The following is a 24,954-nucleotide window of genomic DNA, read 5'->3' as shown; positions in this document are numbered from 1 at the left end:
TCGTTCGACACAAAACCAGTCGAGAGTATGTCCGATCGATGGACAAGGTCAAGAGAACCCCGTCACACCCGTACAATGGCGGCAAGTCACCGACCACGGAAAACGCTTGAAGATCACTTCGGACACCTTGCTCGACATGCTCCGCGACGCGGGCCGCCCGGTCACGCGCCGCGAACTCTCCGAGAACCTCGGACTCTCCCATGAGGAATCCGACCGTCAGATCAAGCCGCTGCTGCTCGAACTGATCCGCGAGGGCCGGGTCGTCAGGAACCGGCGCGCCGCCTACGGCCTGACCGAGAACATGGACCTGATCCGCGGACGGGTCAGCGCCCACGCCGACGGCTTCGGCTTCTTCGTCGCCGACGATGCCGACGACACGGGCGGCGACGACCTGTTCCTGCCCCCGCACCAGATGAGCCTGGTGTTCGACGGCGACCGCGTGCTGGCCTCCGTGGCCAACGTCGACGCCCGCGGCCGCAAGGAGGGCCAGATCGTCGAGGTGCTCGAGCGCGCCCACCAGCAGATCGTCGGCCGCTACGTGATCGAAAGCGGCGTGGCGATGGTCGTGCCCGACGACCCGAAACTGAACCACGATGTCCTGATTCCCGAACCGTCCGCCGACGGCCTGGCGCCGGGCAAGATCGTGGTCGCCCGCATCACCCGCCCGCCGAGCTTCAAACGCAGCCCCGTCGGCGTGATCGTCAGCGTGCTGGGCGAGGCCGACGAACCGGGCATGGCCACCCAGATCGCGATCTTCAACCACCAGCTTCCCGCGGCCTTCCCCGACGAGGTGATCCGCGAGGCCGAGGCCTTCGGCGATTCGATCGACCCCGAACGGGCGAAGGGCCGGCTGGACCTGCGCGACCTGCCGCTGGTCACGATCGACGGCGCCGACGCGCGCGACTTCGACGACGCGGTCTACGCCGCGCCCCGCGGCGACGGCTGGCGGGTGATCGTCGCGATCGCCGACGTCGCCGAGTACGTGACGCCCGGATCGGCGCTCGACGACGAGGCCCAGAAGCGCGGCACGTCGACCTACTTCCCGGACCAGGTCGTGCCGATGCTGCCGGAAGCGCTGTCGAACGGCCTGTGCTCGATCAACCCGGACGTCGACCGCCTGGTGATGGTCTGCGACATGACCCTGGACGCGAAGGGCAAGGTCACGAAGAGCCGCTTTGCCGAGGGCGTGATGCGCTCCCAGGCGCGCCTGACCTACGACCAGGTCCGCCACATCGTCGAGCACGGCGACGAGGCGCTGAACGAGCGCTTCGCCCACGTTCGCGAGAATCTCGATCATCTCTACGAGGTCTACCGCCTGCTGGCGAAGAAGCGCGACCAGCGCGGCGCCATCGATTTCGACTCCAGCGAGGTCAACTTCGTGTTCGACCCCGACGGCCGGGTCGAGCAGCTGCGCCGGCGTACCCGCCACGACGCGCACAAGCTGATCGAGGAGTGCATGATCGCGGCCAACGTACAGGCCGCGAAGACCGCCGAGACGATCGAACGGCCGGTGCTCTACCGGGTCCACGACGTGCCCCCGCCGGACAAGCTCGGCGAGCTCGAAGCGTTCCTGTCGGCCCATGGCCTGACGCCGAACTGGAGCGACGAGCCGAAGCCGGCCGACCTGACCCGGATCCAGAAGAAGGCCCGCGGCTCGTCGATCGCGCCGCTGGTCGACGCCGTGCTGCTGCGCAGTCTCGCGCTGGCGGTCTACCAGCCCGAGAACAAGGGCCACTTCGGCCTGGCGCTGGACGCGTACTCGCACTTCACCTCGCCGATCCGCCGCTACCCCGACCTGCTGCTGCACCGGGCGCTGAAATCCTGGCTGCGTCGCCAGCCGAAGAAGGACTACCCCTACTCGGCCAAGAAGATGGCCGAGCTCGGCCGCGAGTGCTCGTACCTGGAGCGTCGCGCCGAGAACGCCAGCCGCGAGGTCGACGAGCGGCTGAAGTGCCAGTTCATGCAGCGCCACGTGGGCGACGAGTTCGACGGCGTGATCACCGGCGTGACCGGCTTCGGCGTGTTCGTCGAACTGCCGGAGATGGGCGTCAGCGGACTCGTGCACATCACTTCCCTGCCGAACGACTACTACCACTTCGACCCGACCGGCCGGGTGCTGACCGGCGAACGCCGCGGCCTGCGCTTCCGCCTGGCCGACCCGGTCCGCATCGAGGTGCTGTCGGTCAGCGTCGACGAGCGCAAGATCGACTTCCGGATCGCCGGCGAAGGCGACGCGGAGGATGCGAACAAGCGCGCCGGCGGACGCAAGCCCGCGAAGAAGAAGGCTCGGCGCAGCGGCAAAGGCAAGGGCAAGGGCAGCGGCAAGCGCGGAGGCCGGAAGCAATGAGACGCGAGCAGACCGGCGGCATCAATGCCGTCGAGGCCCTGATCGAGCGCAGCCCCGAGCGCGTGCTCCAGCTCTGGGTGGCCGGCGACAACCCGCGGGTGAAAGCGCTGGTGGGCCGCGCGAAGGCCGCCGGCATCCCGGTCCAGGCCGCGAAGGCCGGCACGCTGGACAAGCAGACCGGGGGGGAGACCCACCAGGGCGTGGTCGCCGAGTTCCGGCCGGTCGAGCCGATGAGCGAAGCCGAACTCGACGCGCTGGTCGAGGCACGGGGCGGCGACCTTCTGCTGCTCGCCCTCGACCAGGTGCAGGACCCGCACAACCTCGGCGCCTGCCTGCGCTCGGCGGCCGCTGCCGGCGTCGATGCGGTGCTGGTGCCGCGCGATCGTTCCGCGCCGCTGAGTCCCGCGGCCCGCCGCGCCGCCGCCGGTGCGGCCGAGGTCGTGCCGCTGGTCGAGGTCGCCAACCTGGCCCGCGCCCTCGAGCACCTCAAGCAGGCCGGCGTCTGGGCGGTCGGCCTGGCCGGCGAGGCCGGGACATCGATCCACGACATCGACCTCAGGGGCCCGCGCATCGTGGTCATGGGCAGCGAGGAAAAGGGCCTGCGCCGCCTGACCGCCGAGCGCTGCGACGAACTGGCGAAGATCCCGATGCCTGGCTCCATGGAAAGCCTGAACGTCTCCGTCGCGACGGGCATCGCGCTGTTCGAGGCCGTGCGCCAGCGGGGCGCGAAATGATCGACCGGCCCCACCCGTCCGCCTTCCGGATCGAGCTGCCCGACTGGTTCGACGACTGGCTGGCCGCCCAGCCCGAGCGCTACGCCGACGACGAAGCGCGCATGGCGGCGGCCGTCGAGCTTTCCCGGCAAAACGTCGAGCGCGGCACCGGCGGACCCTTCGGATCGCTGGTCACGTCCGCCGACGGCCGCCTCGTCGCCGCCGGCGTCAACCGGGTCGAGCCCGACGCCTGCAGCAGCGCGCACGGCGAGATCGTTGCGCTCAGTCTCGCCCAGGCGCGCCTTCGCGACTGGAACCTGGCCGAGCACGGCGAACTGGAGCTGGTCACGTCCTGCGAGCCTTGCGCGATGTGCCTTGGCGCGATCCCCTGGTCCGGCGTGAAGCGCGTGCTGTGCGGCGCGACCAAGAACGACGCCGAGGTCACGGGCTTCGACGAGGGCGAGCGGATGGACGACTGGATCGGCATGCTGCAGCGCCGCGGCATCGAGGTCGTGACCGGCCTGATGCAGCCCGAGGCCGCCGCCGTTCTCCACGACTATGCCGCCCGCGGCAGCCGTATCTACAACCCCGGCTGAGCGGCCGGGCACGCGGGTTCAGCCCGCGTTCACCACCGACCGCGCAAGCTGTATCGATGAAGCGTGCGATAGAACGTACGAAGCAGCCTGTCTTCGCGTCCGTCCTGCTCGCGGCGCTGCTGGCGAGTCCCTGCGCCGTCCTCGCGGCGACGCCGCCCATCCACCTGGTGCTCGAACCGCCGCGCGAGGCCTCCGGTCCCGAGCCGTGGACCGAGTGGATGCAGACGGCGCTGGGCGCGGTCCTGACGGTCAGCCCCGACTACCCCGTCCAGCGCTTGAGCGTGCGCCTGCAGGCCGTGGACACGGGCGGCGATGCGGTGGTGTTCGGGCGGGTCCGGCGCGGCACGACGCCCGGTCTGGAGTTCTACGTCGACCCGCACGCCGACCTGGACGCGCTGAACGCCGACTGGCGAGGCTTCCACGAAGCCGCCCACCTGCTGATCCCGTTCCCCGGCAATCGCGACATCTGGTTCACCGAGGGCCTGGCCTCGTACTACCAGTACCTGCTGCAGGCGCGCGCGGGGGTGATCTCGGAACAGGAGGCCTGGACGGAACTGGCTCGCGGCTTCCAGCGCGGCTTCAACGACCCCCAGGGCGCGGACCGGAACCTGCGCAGTCTCAGTCCCCGCATGCGCCAGCTGCGCGCCTACCGCCGGGTCTACTGGACCGGGGCCTCGTTCTTCCTCAACGTCGACGTGCGCCTGCGCACCGAGACCGGCGGGCGCCACTCGCTGGATTCGGCGCTGGCTGAATTCCACCGCTGCTGCATGCACCGGCGTTCGCGCTGGACCGCGCGCAGCCTGATCGATCAGCTGGGCTCGCTGACCGCGCCGTCGATCTGGCGACAGGAATACCAGCGCCTGATGGACGGCATCGCCCGACCGGACATCGATCGCGCCTTCGGCCGGCTCGGCCTGGCCTTCGACGGTTCGGCGCTGGACTTCGATCCGGATCCGCGGGCGGCCGCCCTTCGGCGGGCGATTTCCGCGCCCGGCTCAGCGGCCTCCGCCCCCCTCGTATTCGATCTCGACGATCACCAGTGACCGCATCCCGCCCGGCGTTTCGACACTGACCTCGTCGTCCAGACGCTTGCCGAGCAGTCCCCGGGCCAGCGGGGAGTCGATCGAGATCCAGTTCCTGGAAGCGTCGATCTCGTCGGGCCCCACGATCCGGTAGGTGATCTCCTCACCGTCGGCATCCTCGACAGTGATCGTGGCACCGAAGAACACCTTTTCGGGGTCCGAAGGCGTGCCCTCGATCGGTTTCAGCACGTCGATCCGCTTGCTGAGATAGCGGATCCGTCGGTCGATGCCGCCGAGCTGTTTCTTGCGGTAGGTGTACTCGGCGTTCTCCGAGCGGTCGCCCTCGGCCGCGGCCGCGGCGAGCGCCTTGACCACTTCGGGCCGCTGGACCCGCCACAGGTCCTTCAGCTCGGCCTTCAGCTTCGTCAGCCCGTCGGCTGTGACGTAGGGGCTGGATTTGTCGGGGGGTGGACGCCAGCGGCCCATGGTTTCGATCTGCTTCTGCGTTCGGATACGGGGCCATCACTGTGCCACGGACGCCGTCGTCGTGCCCGTCCCCGGTGGCGCCGTCGAAAAATTTCTGCGACCTTTCTCGCATGGCCCGCGTCAAAGGTACCGAAATGGACTTCTCGACGCCTCTCGACGACATCTCGCTGGCCGCGCTGAAGCGCGACTGCCGGCGCACCCAGGAGCAGGTCTACCGCGACTATTCGCGGCCGGCCTGGACGCTGGCGGTGCGCCTGTCCGGCAGCGAGGCCACCGCCTGGGACGCCGTGCAGAACGGCTTCGTCAAGGCCTTCGAGAAGATCGCCCAGCTCGAACGCGCCGACCGCTTCGGCGCCTGGCTGCGGCGGATCGTCGTCAACCAGGTGATGGATGCCGGTCGGCGCTCGATGGACCCGCTGCCCGAGCACCACGAGCCGGCCGAGGCGGCCCCGGACCACGATGGCGCGCTGGACCTGCTGCGCGCCCTGGGCCGGCTGGATGCCCTCGACCGCGCCGTGCTCTGGCTCCACGACGTGGAGGGCCTGACCCATGGCGAGATCGCCGAAACGCTGGACCAGAGCATTCCCTGGTCGAAGACCCGGCTCAGCCGGGCGCGTTCGAAGGCGCGCCAATGGCTGCAAGCCCCGCTGCAACCACCGGCCGGTCCCGGGACCGATCCCGAACCGGCGAACACCACCGCGAGGTCGATGCCCCATGGCCGATGACCACACCACGATGACCCGAAACAGGGATCCGCTGAACCTGAAGTCGCTGCCACCGCTCGAGGCGCCGGACGGCCTCTGGTCCGACATCGAGAGCGCACTGGATGCCCGATCCGGTAGCGGAAGTGCACCGCGACGCGGCTGGGTGCCCCTGGCCATGGCCGCCACCGTGGCCGCGCTGGCCCTGAGCATCGCCCTGCTGCGCGGAACCTACGGCCCGGTACCGGCGTCCCCGGACGACGGCATCGACCCGCTGATCCGGCTGCAGGCCGTGTCGTCCGCCCTCGAGTCGCAGCTCGAGGACTACCGCTACGGCGCGGTCAGCGCATCGACCGCCGACTCGGTCGCGCGGCTGGAGCAGGAGCTGGCCTGGCTGGACGTGCAGATCGAACAATCGCCCTACGACCCGGTGCTCTGGGCCGAGCGCGTGGCGCTGCTCGGCGAGATCAACCAGCGCTACATCCGTTCCGACTGGCGCAGCGAGATGATGCTGGCCAGCTACTGACACCGAAGAACGAATCAGAACCCCAACCGGGCCTTGCCCGATCCGAAACCGGAGGAATGTCATGAAACGACCGATGATCAAGCCCCTGCTGTTGTCCGGCGCGCTGCTGCTGTCGCCGCTGGCGCTCGCCCAGAGCGAGGGCGCCACCAGCGCAGAGCAGCAGGCGCAGCGCGACGCACTCCGTGCCGAGCTCGACGCCGCCCGCGCCGAACTGGCCGAGGCCGCCCGCCGGATGGCCCGGCTCCAGCGCCAGCTGGTCGAGGAGGGCGGCCACCGGGGCCGCTGGCAGATGAAGATGGGCGAAGGCGACGAGAACATCGAGATCATCGTCGATTCGGCCATTGCCCACGCGTTCGGCGGCACCACGCCGAAGCTCGGCATCCTGGTCGGCGGCGAAGGCGGCGATTTCGAGGTGCTCGGCCTGACGCCCGGCGGCGGCGCCGAAGCCGCCGGCCTGCAGAGCGGCGACAAGGTCGTCGAGGTCAACGGCATGGCGGTCGGTGCGAACGCGACCATCGGCGATGCCCTCGCCGATCTCGAGGCCGGTACCGTGGTGCCGGTGGTCGTCGAGCGGGACGGCCAGCGCATGAGCTTCGACGTCGAGACCTCGGCGCCGGAACACGGCCTGCATGCCTTCGCTCACCGCTTCGCCCCGGAGATCGATCTCGACGTCGACGCGATCCGCGAGGGCCTGGAAGGCATGGAGCGGGAAATCATCCGCATGCACGAGGGCGACTTCCCGATGCCGCCGGACGCACCGCATGCGCCGCGCCTGCCCGGCCTGTTCGTGCTCGGCGGCGACTCCGACCTGGTCAGCAACCACGACGGCCTGGCGTCCTACTTCGGCACCGGTGACGGCGTGGTCGTGCTGCGAATCGGCGACGACAATCCGCTGCAGCTCGCCGACGGCGACGTGATCCTGTCGATCGACGGCGAGAGCATCAGCCGCCCGGCCGACCTGGGCCGCGCGATGCTCGACCGCGAAGCCGGCGATACGGTGGTGCTCGAGATCATGCGTGACGGCACGCTGCAGCAGGTCGAAGGCACCGTGCCCGAAAGCCGCTTCCCACGTCTGCATCGCAAGCGCGAAGTCGGTATGGGCGCCCCGCGGCCGCCACGACCGGCACGGCCCGCGGCTCCGGTCCCGACCGGCACCTACTGACCCGGCCGCCCCGCCGGACGCTGTACCACGACGCCGGGCCCCGCCCGGCGTTTTTCTCGATCGGCCGAGCCGGATGAACACGTATCGGCAATGGACAATCGGTCGTTCCGAAGCCGCCGGTCGAAACGTCCTCGCGTGAGGTGCGGGGCATAGGCCTGGCCCGTGAATCACCATGCACCTGGTCGCCCCTGCGGTCGCGTTCCACTGCAATTCGACCATCAGCCGGTGTCCGTTCTTTCGATTCCTGCGGATCAAAGTTCATATTTTTCAGCGATATAAACCTCCTTTTCTCCACGGTTCGCGCTTGATCGAACCGAGTTGGAATGCGACACTCGTCCGGTCATCGGCCGGATCGCGGCGCACTCCTCCATGGGGCGCCGCCCGGTCGCCGGAATGGGGAATCACCAGGTGCGGAACATCGAAATCCGGGGTCGGGCGATCGATCTCGAAGGGGGCCGAATCGTCCAGGACGGCCAGGAGCGCTTTCTGGCGCCCCGGCTGCTCGCGTTACTGGCCTACTTCGTCGAGCACGCAGGCGACGTCCTGAGCCGCGACGACATCATCGAGAACGTGTGGGGACACCTCGAGGCGGCCAGCGACGATTCGGTCAACGTTGCGGTGTCCTCGCTGCGCCGCGAACTGGGCGATACGCGGCGGCCGCACGGCGTGATCGTGGCGGTTCCACGGCGCGGCTACCGGCTGGTGCCGGAGGCCGTGAGCGATCTCGCAGGGCGACCGATGCCCGTCGCGGACCACGCCGACTCACCGGCCGAGGGCGGAACGATCCCGCCGCCGCACCCGCAGCGAGCGCGCGGTCCGCGCGCCGGGGTCGCCCTGGCACTGGCGGCCGCCCTTGCGCTCGCGGTGGCGGCGCCGTTCCTGTTCGATCGGGCGGACGACGTGCCCTCCGGCGAAGAGATCGCGGTGGACGCCCGGCCTGCAGAGCCCGGTGGTCCGGTGGCCGGTGACCCGGCGCCAGCGTCCAAGCCTGCGGGACAGACTCGGCCATCGGTGGTCGTCCTGCCCTTCCTCGACATGAGCGCCGGCAGCGATCACCGGTTCTTCGCCGACGGCCTTGTCGACCGGATCACCCACATGCTGGCCCAGTCGCCGGAGCTCGAAGTCGTGGCCCGCACCTCGGCCTTCGCGTTCCAGGGTCGCGACGTGAGCATCCGCGAGGTCGCCGACCGGCTCGGCGTGGACGCCGTGCTCGAAGGCAGCGTACAGCGCGACGGCGACACGGTCCGTGTGCTGGCCCAGCTCATCGAGACCGGGAACGAGCGCCACCTGTGGTCGCGTACCTACGATCGACCGCTCGACGACCTGTTCGACGTCCAGGACGAGATCGCCAATCTCGTCAGCGACACGCTCACCGACACGCTGCTCGCCGACACCGTGACCGCCCATCCGGAGAACCAGCAGGTCCACGACCTGATCACCCGGGGTCGTTTCGCGGCGGACAATTTCACGCTCGCCTCGGCGACCGAGGCGCGCGCGCTGTTCGAGCGTGCACTGGAACTCGACCCCGACAACGTGGAGGCCCTGGTCCGCCTGGTCGATGCCATCGGCATGCAGCGCAGCCAGGGACCGATGCGAACGCGCGAGGACGTCCACGATTTCACCGAGGAGTACATCGACCGCGCCCGGCGCATCGATCCGGATCATCCGCTGGTGATCCGGGCCACCGGCGACTGGCATTTCCGCAGCGGCCGGATCGACGAGGCGATCGCCAGCTACCGTCGCGCGGTCGAGCTGAACCCGAACGACCCCATCGCGCAGCGCGGACTGGGACGGATCCTGTTCCGCGACGGCCGCTACGAGGACGCGATCGAGCCGCTCCGGACCGCAGTGCGGCTGGATCCATTCGCCGGCATCGGGGTGGTCTGGCTGGCCGACGCCTACTGGGCCCAGGGACGGGCCGAGGAAGCCCTGTTCCGGCTGCGGCGGATCATCCGCGACCGCCCGGATTTCCCGTTGGCCTACGACCGGCTGGCGACCTACCTGGCCCAGACCGGCGAAACCGGCGAGGCGATGCGCTACATCCTGCGCCAGCGCGAACTCGACCCCGATTCCGGCGCACGCTGGTTCCGCGTGTGCGAGTTCCACCTGCAGCTCGGCGACTCGGACTCGGCCCGCCGATGCACCGATGCGCTGGCGGCCGAGCACGACCTGCCGCTGCGCATCCCCTATCTTCGACAGGCCATCGCGGCCTTCGAGGGCGATTGGGACGAGCACGTCGAGCAACTCGAGACGATCTACGCGCTGGGCAACCGCGAACCGATGTCCAAGGCGCTGCTGGCCCAGGCCTACTCGATGACCGATTGCAACGCCGCTCTCGAGGTTCTCCGCGAGTCCTTCCCGGAACTGTTCGAGGCGGCCCCGCAGGTCGACCCGACGCGGTTGATCGCCGCCAAGACCGCGGTGCTCTGCCTGCGCCGCCAAGGCACGTCGGTCCAGGACGGCCCGCTGCTGGAGGCGCTCGCCGACACCATCGAGCGAACCCGGGTCGAGAAGGGCCCGTGGATGGTGGCCGGCTACGAGCGCGTCTGGCTGCTCACCCTGCAGGGCCGCGACGAGGACGCGCTGGACGAGTTCGAGACGTTGGTCCGCAGCGGCTGGCGCTACTACTGGTGGGGGTTGGAGAGCCTGCCGGTATTCGATCGCTTGCGCGACCACCCCCGCTTCCGGGCGGCGCTGGAGGCGCTCGGCGACGGTGTGGCCGCGCAGCGCGCGTACTTCGAGCAACGACGGGACGAACCGCTGGATTGACGTTCCCGGCCGAAGTCGACGGTCGGGCGCGCGGGCCGGCACACTACACTGGCACCATGCGCATCGTCGCCCACACCTGCTCCAACACCGAGATCGTCTGCGCGCTGGGCCGGGCCGACTGGCTGGTCGGGGTCGACGACCACTCGGATCATCCGCCCGACGTCGTCGATGCCCTGCCCCGCATCGGGCCGGACCTGGATATCGATGTCGACCGCGTCGCGGCGCTTCAGCCGGACCTGGTGGTCACGTCGCTGACCGTCCCGGGCCACGAGCGCTGTCTGGCGAAGCTCGAGGCCGCCGGCCTGCCCTGCCTGGTCACGCGGCCCCACTCGCTGGCCGATGTCGCCGCCGACATCCGCCGGATCGCCGAGGCACTGGACGCGACAGACGCCGCGAAGCCGATCCTCGAGCGGTTCGAGGCGCTGCACGACCGCCCCGCCCCGGCCGATCCGGTGCCGATCCTGGTCGAATGGTGGCCGAAGCCGGTCATCGTTCCCGGCAGGAAGAGCTGGGTCAACGAGATGCTCGAACTGGCCGGCGGTGTCAACCCGTTCGCGGACCGCGACGCCGAGAGCCTGGAGATCACCCCCGAGGACGCCCGTCGCGCCGCGCCGGAAGCCGTGGTCATGAGCTGGTGCGGGGTCGAGGAGGCCAAGTACCGGCCCCACGTCGTCGCGCGGCGCGACGGCTGGCAGGACATCCCGGCGGTTCGCAGGCAGCGCATCGTACCGGTCAGCGAGGCCTGGCTGGGCCGGCCGGGCCCGCGCCTGCTCGACGGCATCGATCGGCTGCGCCACGTGGTCGAGGCCTGCCGGCGGGCCGACTGACGCGGATCGCCGGCGGTCACGGCGCGTACAATACGCGCCCATGAGTACCGCTCCCACCCCATCCGAAGAATCCGGCGCGCCCGCGGTCGGCCTGGTCAGCCTGGGCTGCCCGAAGGCACTGGTCGATTCCGAGCAGATCGTCACGGGCCTGCGCCAGCAGGGCTATCGGTTGGTCGGCGATCACGCCGACGCCGACCTGGTGATCGTCAACACCTGCGGGTTCATCGATGCGGCCAAGGCCGAATCGCTGGAAGCCATCGGCGACGCCCTCGACGCCAACGGCAAGGTCCTGGTGACCGGCTGCATGGGCGCCAAGCCCGAAGACATCACGTCGATCCACCCCAAGGTCCTCGGCGTGACCGGCCCGCACCAGGCCGAGGCGGTGCTCGGCGCGGTGAACCGCAGCCTGCCCCGCCCGCACGACCCGTTCACCGACCTGGTTCCACCGGCGGGGCTGAAGCTGACGCCGGGCCACTACGCCTACCTGAAGATCTCCGAGGGCTGCAACCACCGCTGCCGCTTCTGCATCATCCCGGCGATGCGCGGCGACCTGGTCAGCCGTCCGATCGGCATGGTCCTGCGCGAGGCCGAGCAGCTGGTCGAGCGCGGGGTGCGCGAACTGCTGGTCATCAGCCAGGACACGAGTGCCTACGGCGTCGACACGCGCTACCGGAAGGACTACTGGAAGGACCGCGAGGTCGAGACGCGCCTGTACGACCTGGCCCGGGAGCTCGGCGACATGGAGGCCTGGGTGCGGTTGCACTACGTCTACCCCTACCCGCACGTCGACCGGATCATTCCGCTGATGGCCGAGGGCGCGATCCTGCCCTACCTCGACATTCCGTTCCAGCACGCCTCGACGCGGGTGCTGAAGGCCATGAAGCGACCGGCCGCGGCCGAGAACACGCTGGAACGCATCCGGGCCTGGCGCCAGACCTGCCCGCACCTGGTCATCCGCTCGACCTTCATCGTCGGCTTTCCCGGCGAGACCGAGGAGGATTTCCAGGAGCTGCTGGACTGGCTGGACGAGGCCGACCTCGACCGGGTCGGCTGCTTCAAGTACTCGCCGGTCGAGGGGGCCGCGGCCAACGCGCTGCCGAACCCGGTGCCGGAGGAGGTCAAGGAAGAGCGCTGGCACCGCTTCATGGAGCACCAGCAGGTGATCAGCGAGCGGCGCCTGGCCCGCCGGGTCGGCCAGGTCGAGCCGGTGATCGTCGACGGCGTGGAGGGCGACGCGGCGATCGCGCGCAGCTACGGCGACGCGCCGGAGATCGACGGCAACGTCATCGTCTCCGGCGCCGGCCACCTGGCGCCGGGCGACTTCGTCGACGTCGCGATCGAGGGACACGACGCGTACGACCTGTTCGCCCGCCTGGCCGACTGACCCCGCCGACGACCTGCACCCGGTCGGCGACGGCGTCGATCCGCGGGCTTCTTCGTACCAGCGGCAGACGATCATTGCAGGAACTATTGGGCGGCGAACCGATCACAGTCACCGTTCCCGCCCGGCGCGGCGCGCCTGCGCCGCCCGAGCCGTTGAAATCGCGCCCGTTCGGGCGCACTCACCCAGAACGAACCACCCACAGGATTCTTTCATGAACAAGCCGCTCAACCGATTCCGCCTGTCCCCGACCGCCGCGATGGTGATCGCCCTGTCCGCCGCCTCCTTCGGCCTGGCCGGCTGCGGCAGCGAACCGGACAACGAGCCGGTCGCCGAGTCCGAACCGCAGGTCGAGGCCGCGCCGCGGCCGCTGCCCAGCGCCGACCGACGTTCGGACCGCAGCAGCGGCCCGCCCGTGCGCATGGCCACCGGCCCGGAGCGTCAGTCGCTGCCGAACGCCGCCGACGCGCGCTACCAGGTCGTGCCGAAGGTCGAAGGCCAGCTCGACTCGGAGGGCGAGGGCCTGGAGACCATTCTTGACGCGACCTCCGACGCCGCGTTCCGGCAGAGCCTGAACGACGTCGCCGCCAGCACGTCGGCCGAGCAGTACGGCGAACTCGAGCAGGCCATCCGCTTCCTGCTCGCCTACGATCCGGCCGTGCTCGGCAGCTCCGAGCAGCTGCGCGACCTGGTCGACGGCATGACCGGCGCCGAAGTCATCGCGCGCGCCAAGGGCCTCGCCGAGACCCGCTACGGCAATTCGCCGAACCGCAACCCGAACGGCGGCTGACCCGCCCGGCGGGCCGGCACGCCGGTCCCTGCAAGCGCTTCGATCACGGCCGGGTCCTGCCCGGCCGTTTTCGTGTCTGCACCGGCCGGCGCTTCCCGCACCGGCCGCTCCGTGACGGGAGCGCACCGAAATCGTCCCGCCCCCCGAACGCGTCCACGGACAAAAAAAACGCCCGGGCGCGAACCCGGGCGTTTTCGTCATCCTTGCGGCCGCGCGGCGTGGCGCGACCGCGGCAGGACCGATTGCTTGTACCGATCACATGGGACCGGTGGTCTCGCCGGTGCCTTCGGTGACCGCCAGTCCGCGGCGCTCGAGCAGCGGCTGGATGTCCGGCGTGCGGCCGGCGAAGTCCTCGAACAGCTGCATGGCGTCCTTGCTGCCGCCCTGCGACAGCAGGGTCGCGCGGAAGTGGTCGCCGTTCTCGCGCGTCAGGCCGCCGTTCTCCTTGAACCACTTGACCGAATCGGCGTCCAGCACCTCGCTCCAGATGTAGGAGTAGTAGCCGGCCGAATAGCCGCCCATGATGTGCGAGAAGTAGGTCGTGCGATAGCGCGACGGCACCGGGTCGTAGGCGATGCCCGCGGCTTCCAGGCACTCGGCCTCGGTCTCGAGGATTTCGTCGGCGGACGGGATCTCGTCGGCCGGCTTGGTGTGGTAGCACATGTCCAGGATCGACGCCGCGAGGTACTCGGTGGTCCGGTAGCCTTCGTTGAACTTCTCGGCCTCGATCACCCGGTCGAGCAGTTCCTGCGGGATGCGTTCGCCGGTCTCGTAGTGCCGCGCGTAGTTCTCGAGGATGCTCGGCCAGGTGGCCCACATCTCGTTGACCTGCGACGGATACTCCACGAAGTCACGCGGCACGGAGGTGCCGGCCTGGCTCGGGTAGCGCACGTCGGAGAACAGGCCGTGCAGTGCGTGGCCGAACTCGTGGAACATCGTGGTGACCTCGTCCAGGGTCATCAGCGTCGGCTCGCCTTCCGGCGGCTTCGGAATGTTCTGGTGGTTGGCCACCACCGGCTTCGTGCCGAGCAGGCCCGACTGGCCGACGTAGGCATTCATCCACGCCCCGCCGCGCTTCGACGGGCGCGCATAGAAGTCGCCGTAGAACATGCCCAGCAGCTCGCCGTCGGCCTCACGCACTTCCCAGACGCGGACGTCGGGGTGGTAGACCGGCAGGTCCGGACGCTCGACGAAGTCCAGGCCGTAGACCTGGTGGGCGGCCCAGAACACGCCGTTGACCAGCACGCTTTCGAGCTCGAAATAGGGCTTGATCTGGCTCTCGTCGAAATCGTAGCGCTCCTGGCGGACCTTCTCGGCGTAGAACGGCCAGTCCCAGGACGCGAGCTCGAAGGGCTCGGCCTCGCTCTCGTCGATCATGGCCTGCAGATCGGCGGCTTCCTTGCGTGCGTTTTCCACCGACACCGGCGCCAGCTGGCCGAGCAGCTCGTCGACGGCGGCGACGGTCTTCGCCGTGCGCTCTTCCAGCACGAAATCGGCGTGCGTGTCGTAGCCCAGCATGTTGGCGCGCTCGGCACGCAGCGTGAGCACGCGCGACACGATCTCGCGGTTGTCGAATTCGTTGCCGCGGGCACCTCGCTGCAGCGACGCTTCCATCAGGCGCTGGCGTACGTCGCGATTGGTCAGCGAGGCCAGCTGGGGCTGGCTGGAGTAGTTCATCAGGGTCAGCACGTACTTGCCGTCCAGGCCCCGGTCGGCCGCTTCGGCCGCCGCGCCCTGAATCTGCGCCTCGGTCAGGCCGTCGAGTTCTTCGGCGGTGTCGACGACGACGGCGGATGCATTGACTTCCTTGAGCACGTTCTGGGAGAACTCGGTCCCCAGGCGGGACAGCTCGGCGTTGATCTCGCGCAGGCGTGCCTTCTGGTCCTCGTCGAGCAGCGCGCCGGAGCGGACGAAGCCGCGGTGCGTGTCTTCCAACAGCTTCATCGAAGCCGCGTCCAGCTCCAGGGACTCCCGTTGCTGGTACAGCGCGTCGACCCGGGCGAACAACTCCGGGTTGAGCTGGATGGCGTCCGAGTGGGCGGTCAGGCGCGGCGACATCTCGCGCTGGATGGCCTGCCGCTCGTCGTTGGTATCGGCGCTGACCAGGTTGAAGAACACGCGGGTGACCTTGCCGAGAAGCGCGCCGCTGCGCTCCATGGCCACGATCGTGTTCTCGAAGGTCGGCTCCTCCTCGCTGGTCGCGATCGCCTCGATCTCGGCCAGGTGCTCTTCCATGCCCCGCTCCATGGCCGGGACGAAATGGTCGTCTTCGATCCGGTCGAAGGGCGGCATGCCCAGCGGCAGGGTCCAGTCCTCGAAGAACGGGTTCTCGACACCGGCGGTGGACTCCTCCGCGGTCGTGTCGGACGTGGCTTCGGCCGGAACCGATGCTTCGGGCGTGGTGCTGTCGGTCGTCTCGACCGGCGCCTGTTCGGCGTCGCCGCAGGCAGCCAGGGCCGCCGCCATGGCGACGATCAGAATTCGGTTGGGAACGTTCACGTGGGGACTCTCCGTTGGTGAATCGTGAGTGGATCGTGTGAGTGGACCGCGGGTGAATCGTGGGTCGGTCGGACCAACCCAGCGGTCAGCCGAAAAGCATAGCATCCCGGCCGTCAGCGGCACCCCTGACCAAAGTCATGCAGGGGCCGCGCCGGTTCGGGGTCGATCAGCGCGACATGCGCTCGGCCTGCTCGGCCGAATAGCGGAACGCGATGGTCCGGTCACAGTCGAGGACCGAGGGGTCCTTGTCGAGGTAGTGCAGACGATCTAGGAGGTCCTGGATCAGGGCGATGCGACCCGGCTTCTTGGCATCGTTGCGAACGATGGTCCACGGCGCGATCGGTGCGTGGGTGCGATCGAGCATCACGTCGCGGTAGCGGGTGTACTCGTCCCACTTCTCCAGCGCGGCCTCGTCCACGGCGCTGATCTTCCACTGCTTCAGCGGATCGCGCCGGCGGGCTGCGAGGCGCTCGGCCTGCTCTTCGCGCCCGATGTCCAGGTAGTACTTGATCAGCTTGATGCCCGACTGGAGCAGCATCGCCTCGAAGTCCGGTGCGGTGGACAGGAAGCGCCGGTATTCCGCGTCGGAACAGAACCCCATCACCGGCTCGACGCCGGCCCGGTTGTACCAGCTGCGATCGAACAGGACCATCTCGCCGGCCGCCGGAAGGTGCGCGACGTAGCGCTGGAAGTACCACAGGCTGCGTTCGCGGTCGGACGGCTTGGGCAGCGCGACCACGCGCAGGTCGCGGGCGCTGAGGTGTTCGACGATGCGCTTGATCGCCCCGCCCTTGCCGGCCGCGTCGCGGCCCTCGAACACCACGACGATGCGTTCGCCGGAGGCAATGACGTGGCGCTGGAGCTTGACCAGCTCGATCTGCAGCGCGTGGAGCCTGGCCTTGTAGTCGAGGCCCTCGGCGCTGCCCTGCGGGCGTCCGTTCACCAGGTCACGTCGTCGGGCACCGGCGGATAGTCATCGTCCTCGGGCGCGTCCGGCTCCTTGCCAGCGAGATCGGGCACCAGGTCGGGCGCGATCGCCTTGTAGGCCTCGAGAACCTCGGGTTCGACGATCAGGTAACCGCCGCGCAGGCTCACCACGCCCAGCTCGCCGGCGTTGATCTTCTCGCGCTGCTCCGGCGTGCACAGCACGCGCCGGATGCGCCCGATGTGCTCGAAATAGCGCGGCAGTTCCGCCTCGGGGACGTTCAGGGCCTTGCCTTCGACCAGCTTGTCGAGTTCGAGGTTGCGCTTCCGGCGGGCTTCCTGGTCGGCCACGCGCGCCTGCTTCTCGCGCTCCTTCTCGGCCTTCTCGGCCCGCATCCGGGCGGCGTAGGCCCGCTCGAGATCGCTCTGCGGCTTTCGCTCCTTGAGCGGACCGCCCGGCTTCCGCGACGTGCGCGGACCGGGAGCGCCCTTTCCGCCCCGGGCCTTCTTCGGCCCCTTGTTGCCGCCGGGCTTGCCGCCCTTGGCCTGGGGTTTGCGGGGTTTCTTGCGTGCCTGCTCCTCGCTGGCCAGGCCCGTGTTCAACAATGCGTCCTGAAGGGAACCCAAGGTCGAAGTCTCCGTTGGAAGGGATCGCGGCCGGCCGGGCCGGCCGCGAAGGGGTCGAGCCCGAAGGCTTATTCCTGGCCGGCCGCGTCGGCGATCTCGAGCAGCTCGACTTCGAAGATCAGCGTCGAGTTCGGCCCGATCGGACCCGGGCGACCCTGTTCGCCGTAGGCGAGGTCGGACGGGATGACCAGTTCGTACTTGGCGCCTTCGCGCATCAGCTGGAGCCCTTCGGTCCAGCCCGGGATGACCTGGTTCAGGCCGAAGGTGGCGGGCTCGCCGCGCGCATAGGAACTGTCGAACTCGACGCCGTTGATCAGCGTGCCCTTGTAGTGCACGGTGACGCGGTCGGTGGCCGACGGACGCTCGCCGTCGCCTTCCTCGATGACGCGGTACTGGAGGCCCGACTCGGTGGTCATCACGCCGTCCTTCTCGGCGTTCTGTTCCATGAAGGCCTGGCCTTCCTCGAGGTTGACCCGGGCTTCCTGGGTGCGCTCCTGCTCGAGCTGCTGCTGGCGCCGCTCGATGAACTGCTGGCGCTCGGCCAGGGCCTCTTCCTGCGTCAGCAGGGTTTCTTCACCCGTGTAGACGGCGCGCAGGCCCTCGATCAGGATGTCGATGTCGAGCTCCATGTCCTGGCCGGTCAGCGACTGACCGATGTCCATGCCGATGGTGTAGCTGAGGCGCTCTTCCGGGGTTTCCAGCTCGGTGGTCTGGGCGTGGGCGGTGCCGAGTGCGAACAGGGCGACGCCGGCCAGTGCAACGGGCTTGCGAATCATAGATTGGTACTCCGAAACGTTGAATTGGATTCGTGCAGATGTGGCGATCATTCCACCGGCCACCGGGCACCGCAAGCATCGCGATGGAACCGTTGTCGTCACCCGGGTGGCGCGAAACGGGCGAATGATACCAAAGCGACCGGCGCGCTTCGCGCCGGCCGCCGACTGACTGTGACCACACCCGATCCGATTCGATCCATCGAATTCGCTTGACAGCGTCTTGGTGTACTAGTAGAGTAGAACACCAACACATGCAACGCGCGGCCCACTGCCGCCAGGAGCCTGACCATGTTGCCGATCACGAACCACCGGGTGCTGCACGTTCCGCACAGCCTGGCCGTGGGAGCCGCCATCGTCGGCCTGATCGTGGCGCTGAGCTGGGATCGGCCCCAGGCGATCGACGGCGCGGCGACCGCTTCGCCGCCGCCGATGGTCACGATCGAGGACGATCGCGACGACGCGGCCGACAAGCACGTGCCCGGGCCGGGTCGCGAGGATCCGCGCGGCCGCGAAATGCTCCCGGGCTTCGGCCCGCTGGTCCTGCCCTTCTCGCCGGGGCGCCGATGAGCGATCGCTGGGACGACAACCAGCCGATCTACTGGCAGTTGCGCGAGCGCACCGTCGCGGCCATTCTCGACGGCACGCTCGCCGAGGGTGAACCCCTGCCCTCGGTGCGCCAGGTCGCGGTGGATTTCCATATCAACCCGCTGACCGTCTCCAAGGCGTACCAGTCGCTGGTCGACGATGCACTGGTCGAGAAGCGCCGGGGGGTCGGCATGTTCGTGGTCGAGGGCGCGCGCGAGCGCCTGCTGGCTTCCGAGCGCGCCCGGTTCCTCAAGGAAGACTGGCCGCGGATCGCCGAGCGCATCCAGCAGCTGGGGCTGGACATCGACGAACTGCCCGGATTGAATTCAACGAAACCGACGGAGCACTGATGAACGCGACCATCCACGCCCGAAACCTCAGCCGGCGATACGGATCGACCGTGGCCCTGGACCACGTCGATCTCGATGTGCCGTCCGGCCGCATCGTGGGCCTGATCGGCCCGAACGGCGCCGGCAAGACCACCGCGCTGAAGGCGATTCTCGGCCTGACCCGCTTCGACGGCACGCTGGAAGTGCTCGGACTCGACCCTTCCAAGGACCGGGACGACCTGATGCAGGACGTCTGCTTCATCGCCGACGTCGCGGTGCTGCCCCGCTGGGCGCGGGTCTGGCAGATCATCGACCTGACCGAGAAGCTGCACCCCAAGTTCTCGCGCGAGATCTGCATGAAGTACCTGGCGAAGACGAAGATCAAGCACAAGTCCAAGATCCGGTCGCTGTCCAAGGGCATGATCGTCCAGCTGCACCTGGCCCTGGTCATGGCCATCGACGCCAAGCTCCTGGTGCTCGACGAACCCACGCTGGGCCTCGACATTCTGTTCCGCAAGCAGTTCTATTCGAACCTGCTCAACGAGTACTTCGACGAGCAGCGCACGATCCTGATCACGACCCACCAGGTCGAGGAAGTCGAGCACATCCTCACCGACCTGATCTTCATCAAGGACGGCAAGCTGGTGCTCAACGACACCATGGACGACATCTACGAACGCTACACGGAGGTCATGGTCAAGCCCGGCGACGTCGACGAAGCGCGCTCGATGAAGCCTCTCCACGAGCGCGTGCTGTTCGGCCGCCACATCTTCCTGTTCGACCGCGCCGACGCCGAGCGCCTCGAGACCCTCGGCGAGATCCACAAGCCCAGCGTGTCCGACCTGTTCGTGGCCCTGATGGGCGACAAGGAAGCCGATGCGGAAGCGCACGCGGACATCGTGGAGGGCGCGGCATGAAGGCTTCGATCAACCGCATGTTCATCCTGGTCCGGCGCGAGATGTGGGAAAGCCCGGTGGCCTTCAAGTGGACGCCGGTCATCATCTTCGGCTTCATCCTGCTGATCACCCTGCTGACGCTGATCATCGGCATCCGGGTCGATGACCAGATGGTGTTCACCAAGGACGGCATCCGCATGTTCGCCGAGCTGGACGATGCGCAGCAGCGACTGTTCACGTCCGGCGCGCTGTTCTCGATCTCCGCGCTGTTCCACCAGGTGATGTACCTGGTACTGATCTTCTACCTGGCCGGAAGCCTGTACGACGATCGACGCGACCGCTCGATCCTGTTCTGGAAGTCGCTGCCGGTCTCCGACCTGATGACCGTGGCCTCGAAGGTGCTCGCCGCGTGCCTGCTGGCGCCGCTGCTCTACCTTGCCGGCATCGTGCTGACCCAGGTCACGCTGCTGCTGATCGGCTCCGTGCTGGGGCTGATGGCCGACATCAACGTGTTCGCCGAGCTCTGGATGCCGGCCAACCTGCCGAAACAGTGGACGCTGATGCTCTACGGCAGCCTGGTCCAGGCGCTGTGGCTGCTGCCGATCTACGCGTGGCTGATCTTCTGTTCGTCGTGGGCGCCGCGCCTGCCGATCCTGATCGCCGTTCTCGTACCGCTGCTGATCGGGATGCTTCAGCACTTCTGGAGCTTCTTCTCGAACTTCAAGCTGCCGGACGTCAACCTGCTGCTGATCATGCTCGACCGAATCGGCAAGGGCGTGACGCCGGCCAGCATCGAGTGGGAGCAGATCGCGACCTCCGGCGGCTCGACGATCCGGCCGTCCGAAGACCTGTTCATGAACTTCGGCTCCGTGACCCGCCACCTGTTCAGCCTGGAGATGTGGGTCGGCGTGGCGATCGGCCTCGTGTTGCTGGCCGGGGCCGTGTGGTTCCGGCGGCGCGCGACCGACAACTGACCACTGCAGGCTCGCCGGCGCCCCGCGCCGGAGCGCACAGCGCCCGCCGGGTTCCGGCGGGCGTTTTTCGTGGCGCTTTCGATGGTCCGGCAATTCCCGAACCGAGTGGCTCGACGAACGCCCGGCCATCAGCCGGAGAACGCGTACAGAACAAACCGTATCGCGGCCCCGCCGGTTCAGTCCCGGTCGACGTCCGACGCGAAGCGAGCCGCGTTCTCACGACCGAAGTCGCCGGCATCGGCGTCGGGATCCCAGAACTGGGGTTGCGCTTGCGGCACTCTCAGAGCGCGCTGCACGGCGGGCCGGGCGTCGACCCGCTCGAACCAGGCCTTCAGGGCATCCAGCCCCTCGACGTCGACCCTTGCCCAGGGCCAGGCCCGCGCCCAGGGATACACGGCCATGTCCGCGATCGAGTAGTCCCCGACCAGGAAGTCCCTGTCCTCCAGTCGCGTGTCCAGCACCTCGAGAATCCGGCGGCTCTCGTCGACATAGCGCTTGATGCTGAACGGCTCTACGCGGCCGTTGGGCGCTGCAATGCGCTGAAAGTACATCGCCTGCCCCATCATCGGCCCGACGTGCCCGACCTGGAAAAACAGCCACTGCATCGTTTCCGATCGCTCGATCGGATCGTCGGAAAGGAACCGACCGTAGCGCTCCGCGAGATGCCACAGGATTGCCCCGGATTCGAAGATCGGGCGTCCTTCCGAGCGGTCGAAGATCGTCGGTATCTTGCCGTTCGGATTCAACTTCAGGTACTCGGGGTCCTTCTGTTCCTGCTTCGAGAAATCGACGAGGGTCAGGTCGTAGGGCACGCCCGCCTCTTCGAGAAAGATCACCGGCTTGTAACCGTTCATCGTGGCGGCGGTGTAGAGATGGATGTCGGGCTGGCTCATCGTCAGAGATCTCCGAACGTGTTCTGCAGATGGTGATCGAAGCGCTTGAAATCGTTCTCGATGGCCGGGTTCTTCATTACATCGTGCGCGGAGAAGGTGGGCAACGGCTTCATACCGAAGAACTTCGCGTTCAAGTGCATCGGCCGAAGGAGATCGTCGACCGACATGCCTTCGAAGAACGGCTCGGCCGGATCGTCGAACGCCTGCGAAGGCGCATTGAACGTGACCGACAGCATGTAGCGCGTATCACCCTGCGTTCCGCCCATGCCGTAGTTCTCGGTCGGCGCGGCGGCCGATCGACCGTCACCATTGCACAATCGGCCGTCCATCCCGGCCGAATAGACCGAATCCATGTAGCGCTTGAACGACCACGGCACGCCCATCCAGTTGATCGGGAACTGCATCACGATGATCTCGGCCCACTGGTGATGATCGATTTCTTCGTCCGTATCGAAGCTGTTCGCGGTCGTCGTACGCCGGACTTCATCACCGCGTGCCTCGAAAAAGGCGGCGGCCCGATCAGCCAGGGCTGCATTCAATTCTCCTTTGGCAAATGGATAGGGCTGTGCACCGTTCAGAACCAGGACCTTGCTCATGAGCTCTCCTCGAATTCGGATGGGCCGGATGGATCGAAGCGGGAGCATGCCGATTGCAGTTTCTTTTTTCAACCAGTATACTTTTAGTAACCTGCAGTGCAGTTGAACCACCCGCACCCCGGAGCCCGGCATGGACGCACGAATCCAACACGATGAAAACGGACGACGCACCGCTGAAAACCCGTGCCTGCAACCTTGTGCGATCGAACGCGGCATGCGGATCATCGGAGGAAAGTGGACCGGCTCGATCCTCTGGCACCTGAAGGACGGCCCGGTGCGTTTCAACGACCTCGCACGCATGGTCGGCGGGGCGAGCAAGAAGATGATCAGTACGCGACTCAAGGAACTGGAAGGAAACGGCTTGATCCAGCGTTCGGTCGTCGACACGAAGCCGGTCACCGTGGAGTATTCGATCACGGCGTTTGGCGAAACGGCACTCAAGACCCTCGACGAGCTACGAATCTGGAGCGAGGGAATCCAGGATCGGAACCTTCCAGCCGAATGAGAGCGGCTCGTTCGGCGCTCGGCTCGAACCCCCTGGGTGCCGTGTAGCTGACGATATCGGGAGATTCAGCGAGAGACCCTCAACTTCGAAAGACCGCCCTGCCCCGACCCGGCGTCCCTTGGGGGATGACTGCGCTGCCTGCGGCAGCTTGTCCTTCGGGCTCGCAAGCCTGCCGCTTGTCTCGTGAGCTCGCGGCTTCGCCGCTCGGTTCGAACCCTGAAAGTTACAGCGTCTCGAAGAGGTTCGGTGGGATCGGCAAGAGAAGCCTTAGCCTCGATCGACCATCGAGCCCCGACCGGCGTCCCCTAGGGGATGGCTTTCGCTTCGCTCAAGCGAGCTCGGGGCTGCGCCGCTCGGTTCGAACCCTTGGGTGCCGGATCACGGTATCCGCCCTGGATCGGAGGCTGGAGATTCGTGAATATTGGGGCGTTGATTGGGCGTGGGTTCAAAGCCGCCAGAGGCGGCCCCAATAAAGAAAAAGCCCGGCGCAAGGCCGGGCATTTTCTTTATTGGCGTCCCCTAGGGGATTCGAACCCCTGTCGCCGCCGTGAAAGGGCGGTGTCCTAGGCCTCTAGACGAAGGGGACGTTGTAACCTTCAAAGCAGAGCCTGCAAGAACTGCACTGCTGAAACGCCTAGGATTCTTTCGATTCTGGTGGAGCCAGGCGGGATCGAACCGCCGACCTCTACAATGCCATTGTAGCGCTCTCCCAGCTGAGCTATGGCCCCAGAGATCAAGCGCGGCATATTAGCCGGGAAGCGTGAGTTTGTCAATTACAATGGCGAAAAATTTCCTGTCTCGACGCCCCTCCCGATGCCCGACCCGAAACCTTCGACATCGCGCCCGATCTGGGTGCTGGCCGCACCCGGGGCCGGGGACCAGCGCCAGCTGCTGACGCTCGCCGACGCGCTACACGGCGAGGTGCGCGTGTTCGACGAGATCGATCCGGTCGGCACGGTGCTCGTCGACCGGGTTTCGGGGGCCGCGAGGCGGACGTTTTCGGGCGCGAAGGCCGTGCGCTACGTCCCGCCCTGGCCCGACCTCGTACTGATCGCCGGCGGCCGGAGCGTGGTCGATGCGCAGCGGATTCGCGAAGCGTCCGGCGGGCGGGCAAGGACCATCGCCGTCGGCCGGCCCTGGTCCTCCTACGCACCCGTGGACGTGCTCGTGACCACGCCGCAGTACCGGCTTCCGCCGGCCGGGAACGTGGTCGAGATCCCGCTGCCGCTGAACGCGCCGCCGGCGGTGGCGGCCGACGCCCGGAAGCGGGTCCGGGAGGCGCTGGACCGGGTCGATGCACCGACCGTCGGCGTGCTGCTCGGCGGCGACTCCGGGTCCTTCAGGTTCGGGCCTCGGGCGATCGAGCGGATTTCCGGCCAGCTGAGCGACTTCGTCGACGCCTCGGGTGCGCACCTGGTCGCCTGCGGCAGTCCACGCACGCCGGCCGGCGCCCTGGACGCGTTGCGCGAACGCCTGGGTGACCGGGTCACCCTGTTTCCCTGGGCGCCCAGCGCGGTCAACCCCTACCCGGCCGTGCTCGCGGACTGCGATGCGCTGGCGGTGACCGGCGACAGCGCGTCGATGCTGGCCGAAGCGTGTCTTTCGGGCAAGCCCGTGGCCGTGCTGCCGCTGCACCCGCGCCGGAGAAGCCGCATCGCGCGCGCCCTGGGCCGGCTGGTGCCGGAAACCACCCGCAACGCCCTGACCCGCCGCGGCCTCTGGCTCCCGGCCCGCGACCTGCCCCGCCTCCACGCCGTCGCCGCCACCCACGGCTGGGTCCGCCCCCTGTACCGCCTCCTCGACGGCCCGGTCGACAACCCGCCGACGCTTGAGTCCCTGCTCGAACCCGTCCTGGCTCGCATCGAGTCGCTCGTCGAGGATTGAGACTTCGTGCGAGTCGGGAGGCAATGTTCTTTAGAGGATGGACGCAAAGGCACGAAGGGGCGAAGAGCGCAAAGCAAAGAACTCGGCAATGACAAAAATCGGTCATCCCGAGCAAAGTCGCTCAGAAAACAATCTAGATGGGCGCC

General features: G+C 68.0%; 24 protein-coding genes and 2 tRNA genes. 17 read left to right on the top strand and 9 right to left on the bottom strand.

The window, feature by feature from the left end:
* Positions 1–106 precede the first annotated feature (106 nt).
* Genes rnr through KUV67_11390 form a run of 4 tightly spaced genes read left to right on the top strand, consistent with a single transcriptional unit; the run spans position 107 to position 4,699 of the window.
* Complete coding sequence (gene rnr / locus KUV67_11405) at positions 107–2,347, top strand: ribonuclease R (GenBank protein ID MBY6205488.1); 2,241 nt, start codon at positions 107–109, stop codon at positions 2,345–2,347.
* Positions 2,344–3,081: a 23S rRNA (guanosine(2251)-2'-O)-methyltransferase RlmB gene (rlmB, locus tag KUV67_11400; GenBank protein MBY6205487.1), complete on the top strand. Its 738-nt coding sequence runs from the start codon at positions 2,344–2,346 to the stop codon at positions 3,079–3,081. The genes rnr and rlmB overlap by 4 nt, the downstream gene beginning before the upstream one ends.
* Positions 3,078–3,656, top strand: a complete 579-nt coding sequence (locus KUV67_11395; GenBank protein MBY6205486.1) for a nucleoside deaminase — start codon at positions 3,078–3,080, stop codon at positions 3,654–3,656. Before rlmB ends, KUV67_11395 begins: the two co-directional genes overlap by 4 nt.
* Positions 3,657–3,712: 56 nt before the next feature.
* Entirely contained in the window at positions 3,713–4,699 is a 987-nt protein-coding gene (locus tag KUV67_11390; GenBank protein ID MBY6205485.1) for a hypothetical protein, read from the top strand.
* Here KUV67_11390 and greB read toward each other — a convergent pair.
* Positions 4,652–5,164 carry a transcription elongation factor GreB gene (gene greB, locus KUV67_11385; protein ID MBY6205484.1) on the bottom strand — a complete coding sequence of 171 codons (513 nt, stop codon included), beginning with the start codon at positions 5,162–5,164 and terminating at the stop codon, positions 4,652–4,654. The genes KUV67_11390 and greB overlap by 48 nt on opposite strands.
* 110 nt (positions 5,165–5,274) lie before the next feature.
* On the opposite strand from greB, the gene KUV67_11380 reads away from it, so the two are divergent.
* From KUV67_11380 to KUV67_11350, 7 genes are all read left to right on the top strand, one after another.
* Positions 5,275–5,889: a sigma-70 family RNA polymerase sigma factor gene (locus KUV67_11380; protein ID MBY6205483.1), complete on the top strand. Its 615-nt coding sequence runs from the start codon at positions 5,275–5,277 to the stop codon at positions 5,887–5,889.
* 10 nt (positions 5,890–5,899) lie between these two features.
* Positions 5,900–6,391, top strand: coding sequence for a hypothetical protein (locus tag KUV67_11375; protein ID MBY6205482.1), 492 nt, complete (start codon positions 5,900–5,902; stop codon positions 6,389–6,391).
* Positions 6,392–6,452: 61 nt separating this feature from the next.
* Complete coding sequence (locus tag KUV67_11370) at positions 6,453–7,553, top strand: PDZ domain-containing protein (GenBank protein MBY6205481.1); 1,101 nt, start codon at positions 6,453–6,455, stop codon at positions 7,551–7,553.
* Between the two features lie 408 nt (positions 7,554–7,961).
* Positions 7,962–10,322, top strand: coding sequence for a tetratricopeptide repeat protein (locus tag KUV67_11365; GenBank protein ID MBY6205480.1), 2,361 nt, complete (start codon positions 7,962–7,964; stop codon positions 10,320–10,322).
* Positions 10,319–11,149: a cobalamin-binding protein gene (locus KUV67_11360; GenBank protein ID MBY6205479.1), complete on the top strand. Its 831-nt coding sequence runs from the start codon at positions 10,319–10,321 to the stop codon at positions 11,147–11,149. The genes KUV67_11365 and KUV67_11360 overlap by 4 nt, the downstream gene beginning before the upstream one ends.
* A 40-nt stretch (positions 11,150–11,189) precedes the next feature.
* On the top strand, positions 11,190–12,533 hold the full coding sequence (gene rimO, locus KUV67_11355; protein MBY6205478.1) for a 30S ribosomal protein S12 methylthiotransferase RimO: 1,344 nt from the start codon (positions 11,190–11,192) through the stop codon (positions 12,531–12,533).
* A gap of 211 nt (positions 12,534–12,744) precedes the next feature.
* A complete protein-coding gene (locus KUV67_11350; GenBank protein ID MBY6205477.1) occupies positions 12,745–13,320 on the top strand; it encodes a hypothetical protein in 576 nt (191 codons plus the stop codon).
* 255 nt (positions 13,321–13,575) lie between these two features.
* Here the strand turns inward: KUV67_11350 and KUV67_11345 are convergent, their stop codons facing one another.
* From KUV67_11345 to KUV67_11330, 4 genes are all read right to left on the bottom strand, one after another.
* A complete protein-coding gene (locus tag KUV67_11345) occupies positions 13,576–15,819 on the bottom strand; it encodes a M3 family metallopeptidase (protein ID MBY6205476.1) in 2,244 nt (747 codons plus the stop codon).
* 166 nt (positions 15,820–15,985) lie between these two features.
* Complete coding sequence (gene ppk2, locus KUV67_11340) at positions 15,986–16,762, bottom strand: polyphosphate kinase 2 (GenBank protein ID MBY6205475.1); 777 nt, start codon at positions 16,760–16,762, stop codon at positions 15,986–15,988.
* Positions 16,759–17,370, bottom strand: coding sequence for a DUF2058 family protein (locus KUV67_11335; GenBank protein MBY6205474.1), 612 nt, complete (start codon positions 17,368–17,370; stop codon positions 16,759–16,761). Before KUV67_11335 ends, ppk2 begins: the two co-directional genes overlap by 4 nt.
* A 68-nt stretch (positions 17,371–17,438) precedes the next feature.
* A complete protein-coding gene (locus KUV67_11330) occupies positions 17,439–18,146 on the bottom strand; it encodes an FKBP-type peptidyl-prolyl cis-trans isomerase (GenBank protein MBY6205473.1) in 708 nt (235 codons plus the stop codon).
* 288 nt (positions 18,147–18,434) lie between these two features.
* On the opposite strand from KUV67_11330, the gene KUV67_11325 reads away from it, so the two are divergent.
* From KUV67_11325 to KUV67_11310, 4 genes are read left to right on the top strand one after another with little or no spacing between them, the layout of a single operon-like run.
* Positions 18,435–18,713, top strand: coding sequence for a hypothetical protein (locus KUV67_11325; protein MBY6205472.1), 279 nt, complete (start codon positions 18,435–18,437; stop codon positions 18,711–18,713).
* Positions 18,710–19,081 carry a GntR family transcriptional regulator gene (locus tag KUV67_11320; GenBank protein ID MBY6205471.1) on the top strand — a complete coding sequence of 124 codons (372 nt, stop codon included), beginning with the start codon at positions 18,710–18,712 and terminating at the stop codon, positions 19,079–19,081. The genes KUV67_11325 and KUV67_11320 overlap by 4 nt, the downstream gene beginning before the upstream one ends.
* Positions 19,081–19,977, top strand: coding sequence for an ABC transporter ATP-binding protein (locus tag KUV67_11315; GenBank protein ID MBY6205470.1), 897 nt, complete (start codon positions 19,081–19,083; stop codon positions 19,975–19,977). The genes KUV67_11320 and KUV67_11315 overlap by 1 nt, the downstream gene beginning before the upstream one ends.
* Positions 19,974–20,930, top strand: coding sequence for a hypothetical protein (locus KUV67_11310; protein ID MBY6205469.1), 957 nt, complete (start codon positions 19,974–19,976; stop codon positions 20,928–20,930). The genes KUV67_11315 and KUV67_11310 overlap by 4 nt, the downstream gene beginning before the upstream one ends.
* Before the next feature lie 176 nt (positions 20,931–21,106).
* Here the strand turns inward: KUV67_11310 and KUV67_11305 are convergent, their stop codons facing one another.
* On the bottom strand, positions 21,107–21,823 hold the full coding sequence (locus KUV67_11305; GenBank protein MBY6205468.1) for a glutathione S-transferase N-terminal domain-containing protein: 717 nt from the start codon (positions 21,821–21,823) through the stop codon (positions 21,107–21,109).
* A gap of 2 nt (positions 21,824–21,825) precedes the next feature.
* On the bottom strand, positions 21,826–22,419 hold the full coding sequence (locus tag KUV67_11300; protein ID MBY6205467.1) for an NAD(P)H-dependent oxidoreductase: 594 nt from the start codon (positions 22,417–22,419) through the stop codon (positions 21,826–21,828).
* A gap of 130 nt (positions 22,420–22,549) precedes the next feature.
* On the opposite strand from KUV67_11300, the gene KUV67_11295 reads away from it, so the two are divergent.
* On the top strand, positions 22,550–22,924 hold the full coding sequence (locus KUV67_11295) for a helix-turn-helix transcriptional regulator (protein MBY6205466.1): 375 nt from the start codon (positions 22,550–22,552) through the stop codon (positions 22,922–22,924).
* A gap of 510 nt (positions 22,925–23,434) precedes the next feature.
* On the opposite strand, the gene KUV67_11290 is transcribed toward KUV67_11295, so the two are convergent.
* Positions 23,435–23,510, bottom strand: a tRNA-Glu gene (locus KUV67_11290).
* Between the two features lie 66 nt (positions 23,511–23,576).
* Positions 23,577–23,652, bottom strand: a tRNA-Ala gene (locus KUV67_11285).
* Between the two features lie 85 nt (positions 23,653–23,737).
* Here KUV67_11285 and KUV67_11280 point away from each other — a divergent pair.
* Entirely contained in the window at positions 23,738–24,808 is a 1,071-nt protein-coding gene (locus KUV67_11280) for a mitochondrial fission ELM1 family protein (GenBank protein ID MBY6205465.1), read from the top strand.
* Positions 24,809–24,954: the final 146 nt, after the last annotated feature.

This window comes from Halomonas denitrificans (genome assembly GCA_019800895.1).
GTDB lineage: Bacteria > Pseudomonadota > Gammaproteobacteria > Xanthomonadales > Wenzhouxiangellaceae.
This window is presented reverse-complemented; position numbering and strand designations above follow the sequence as displayed.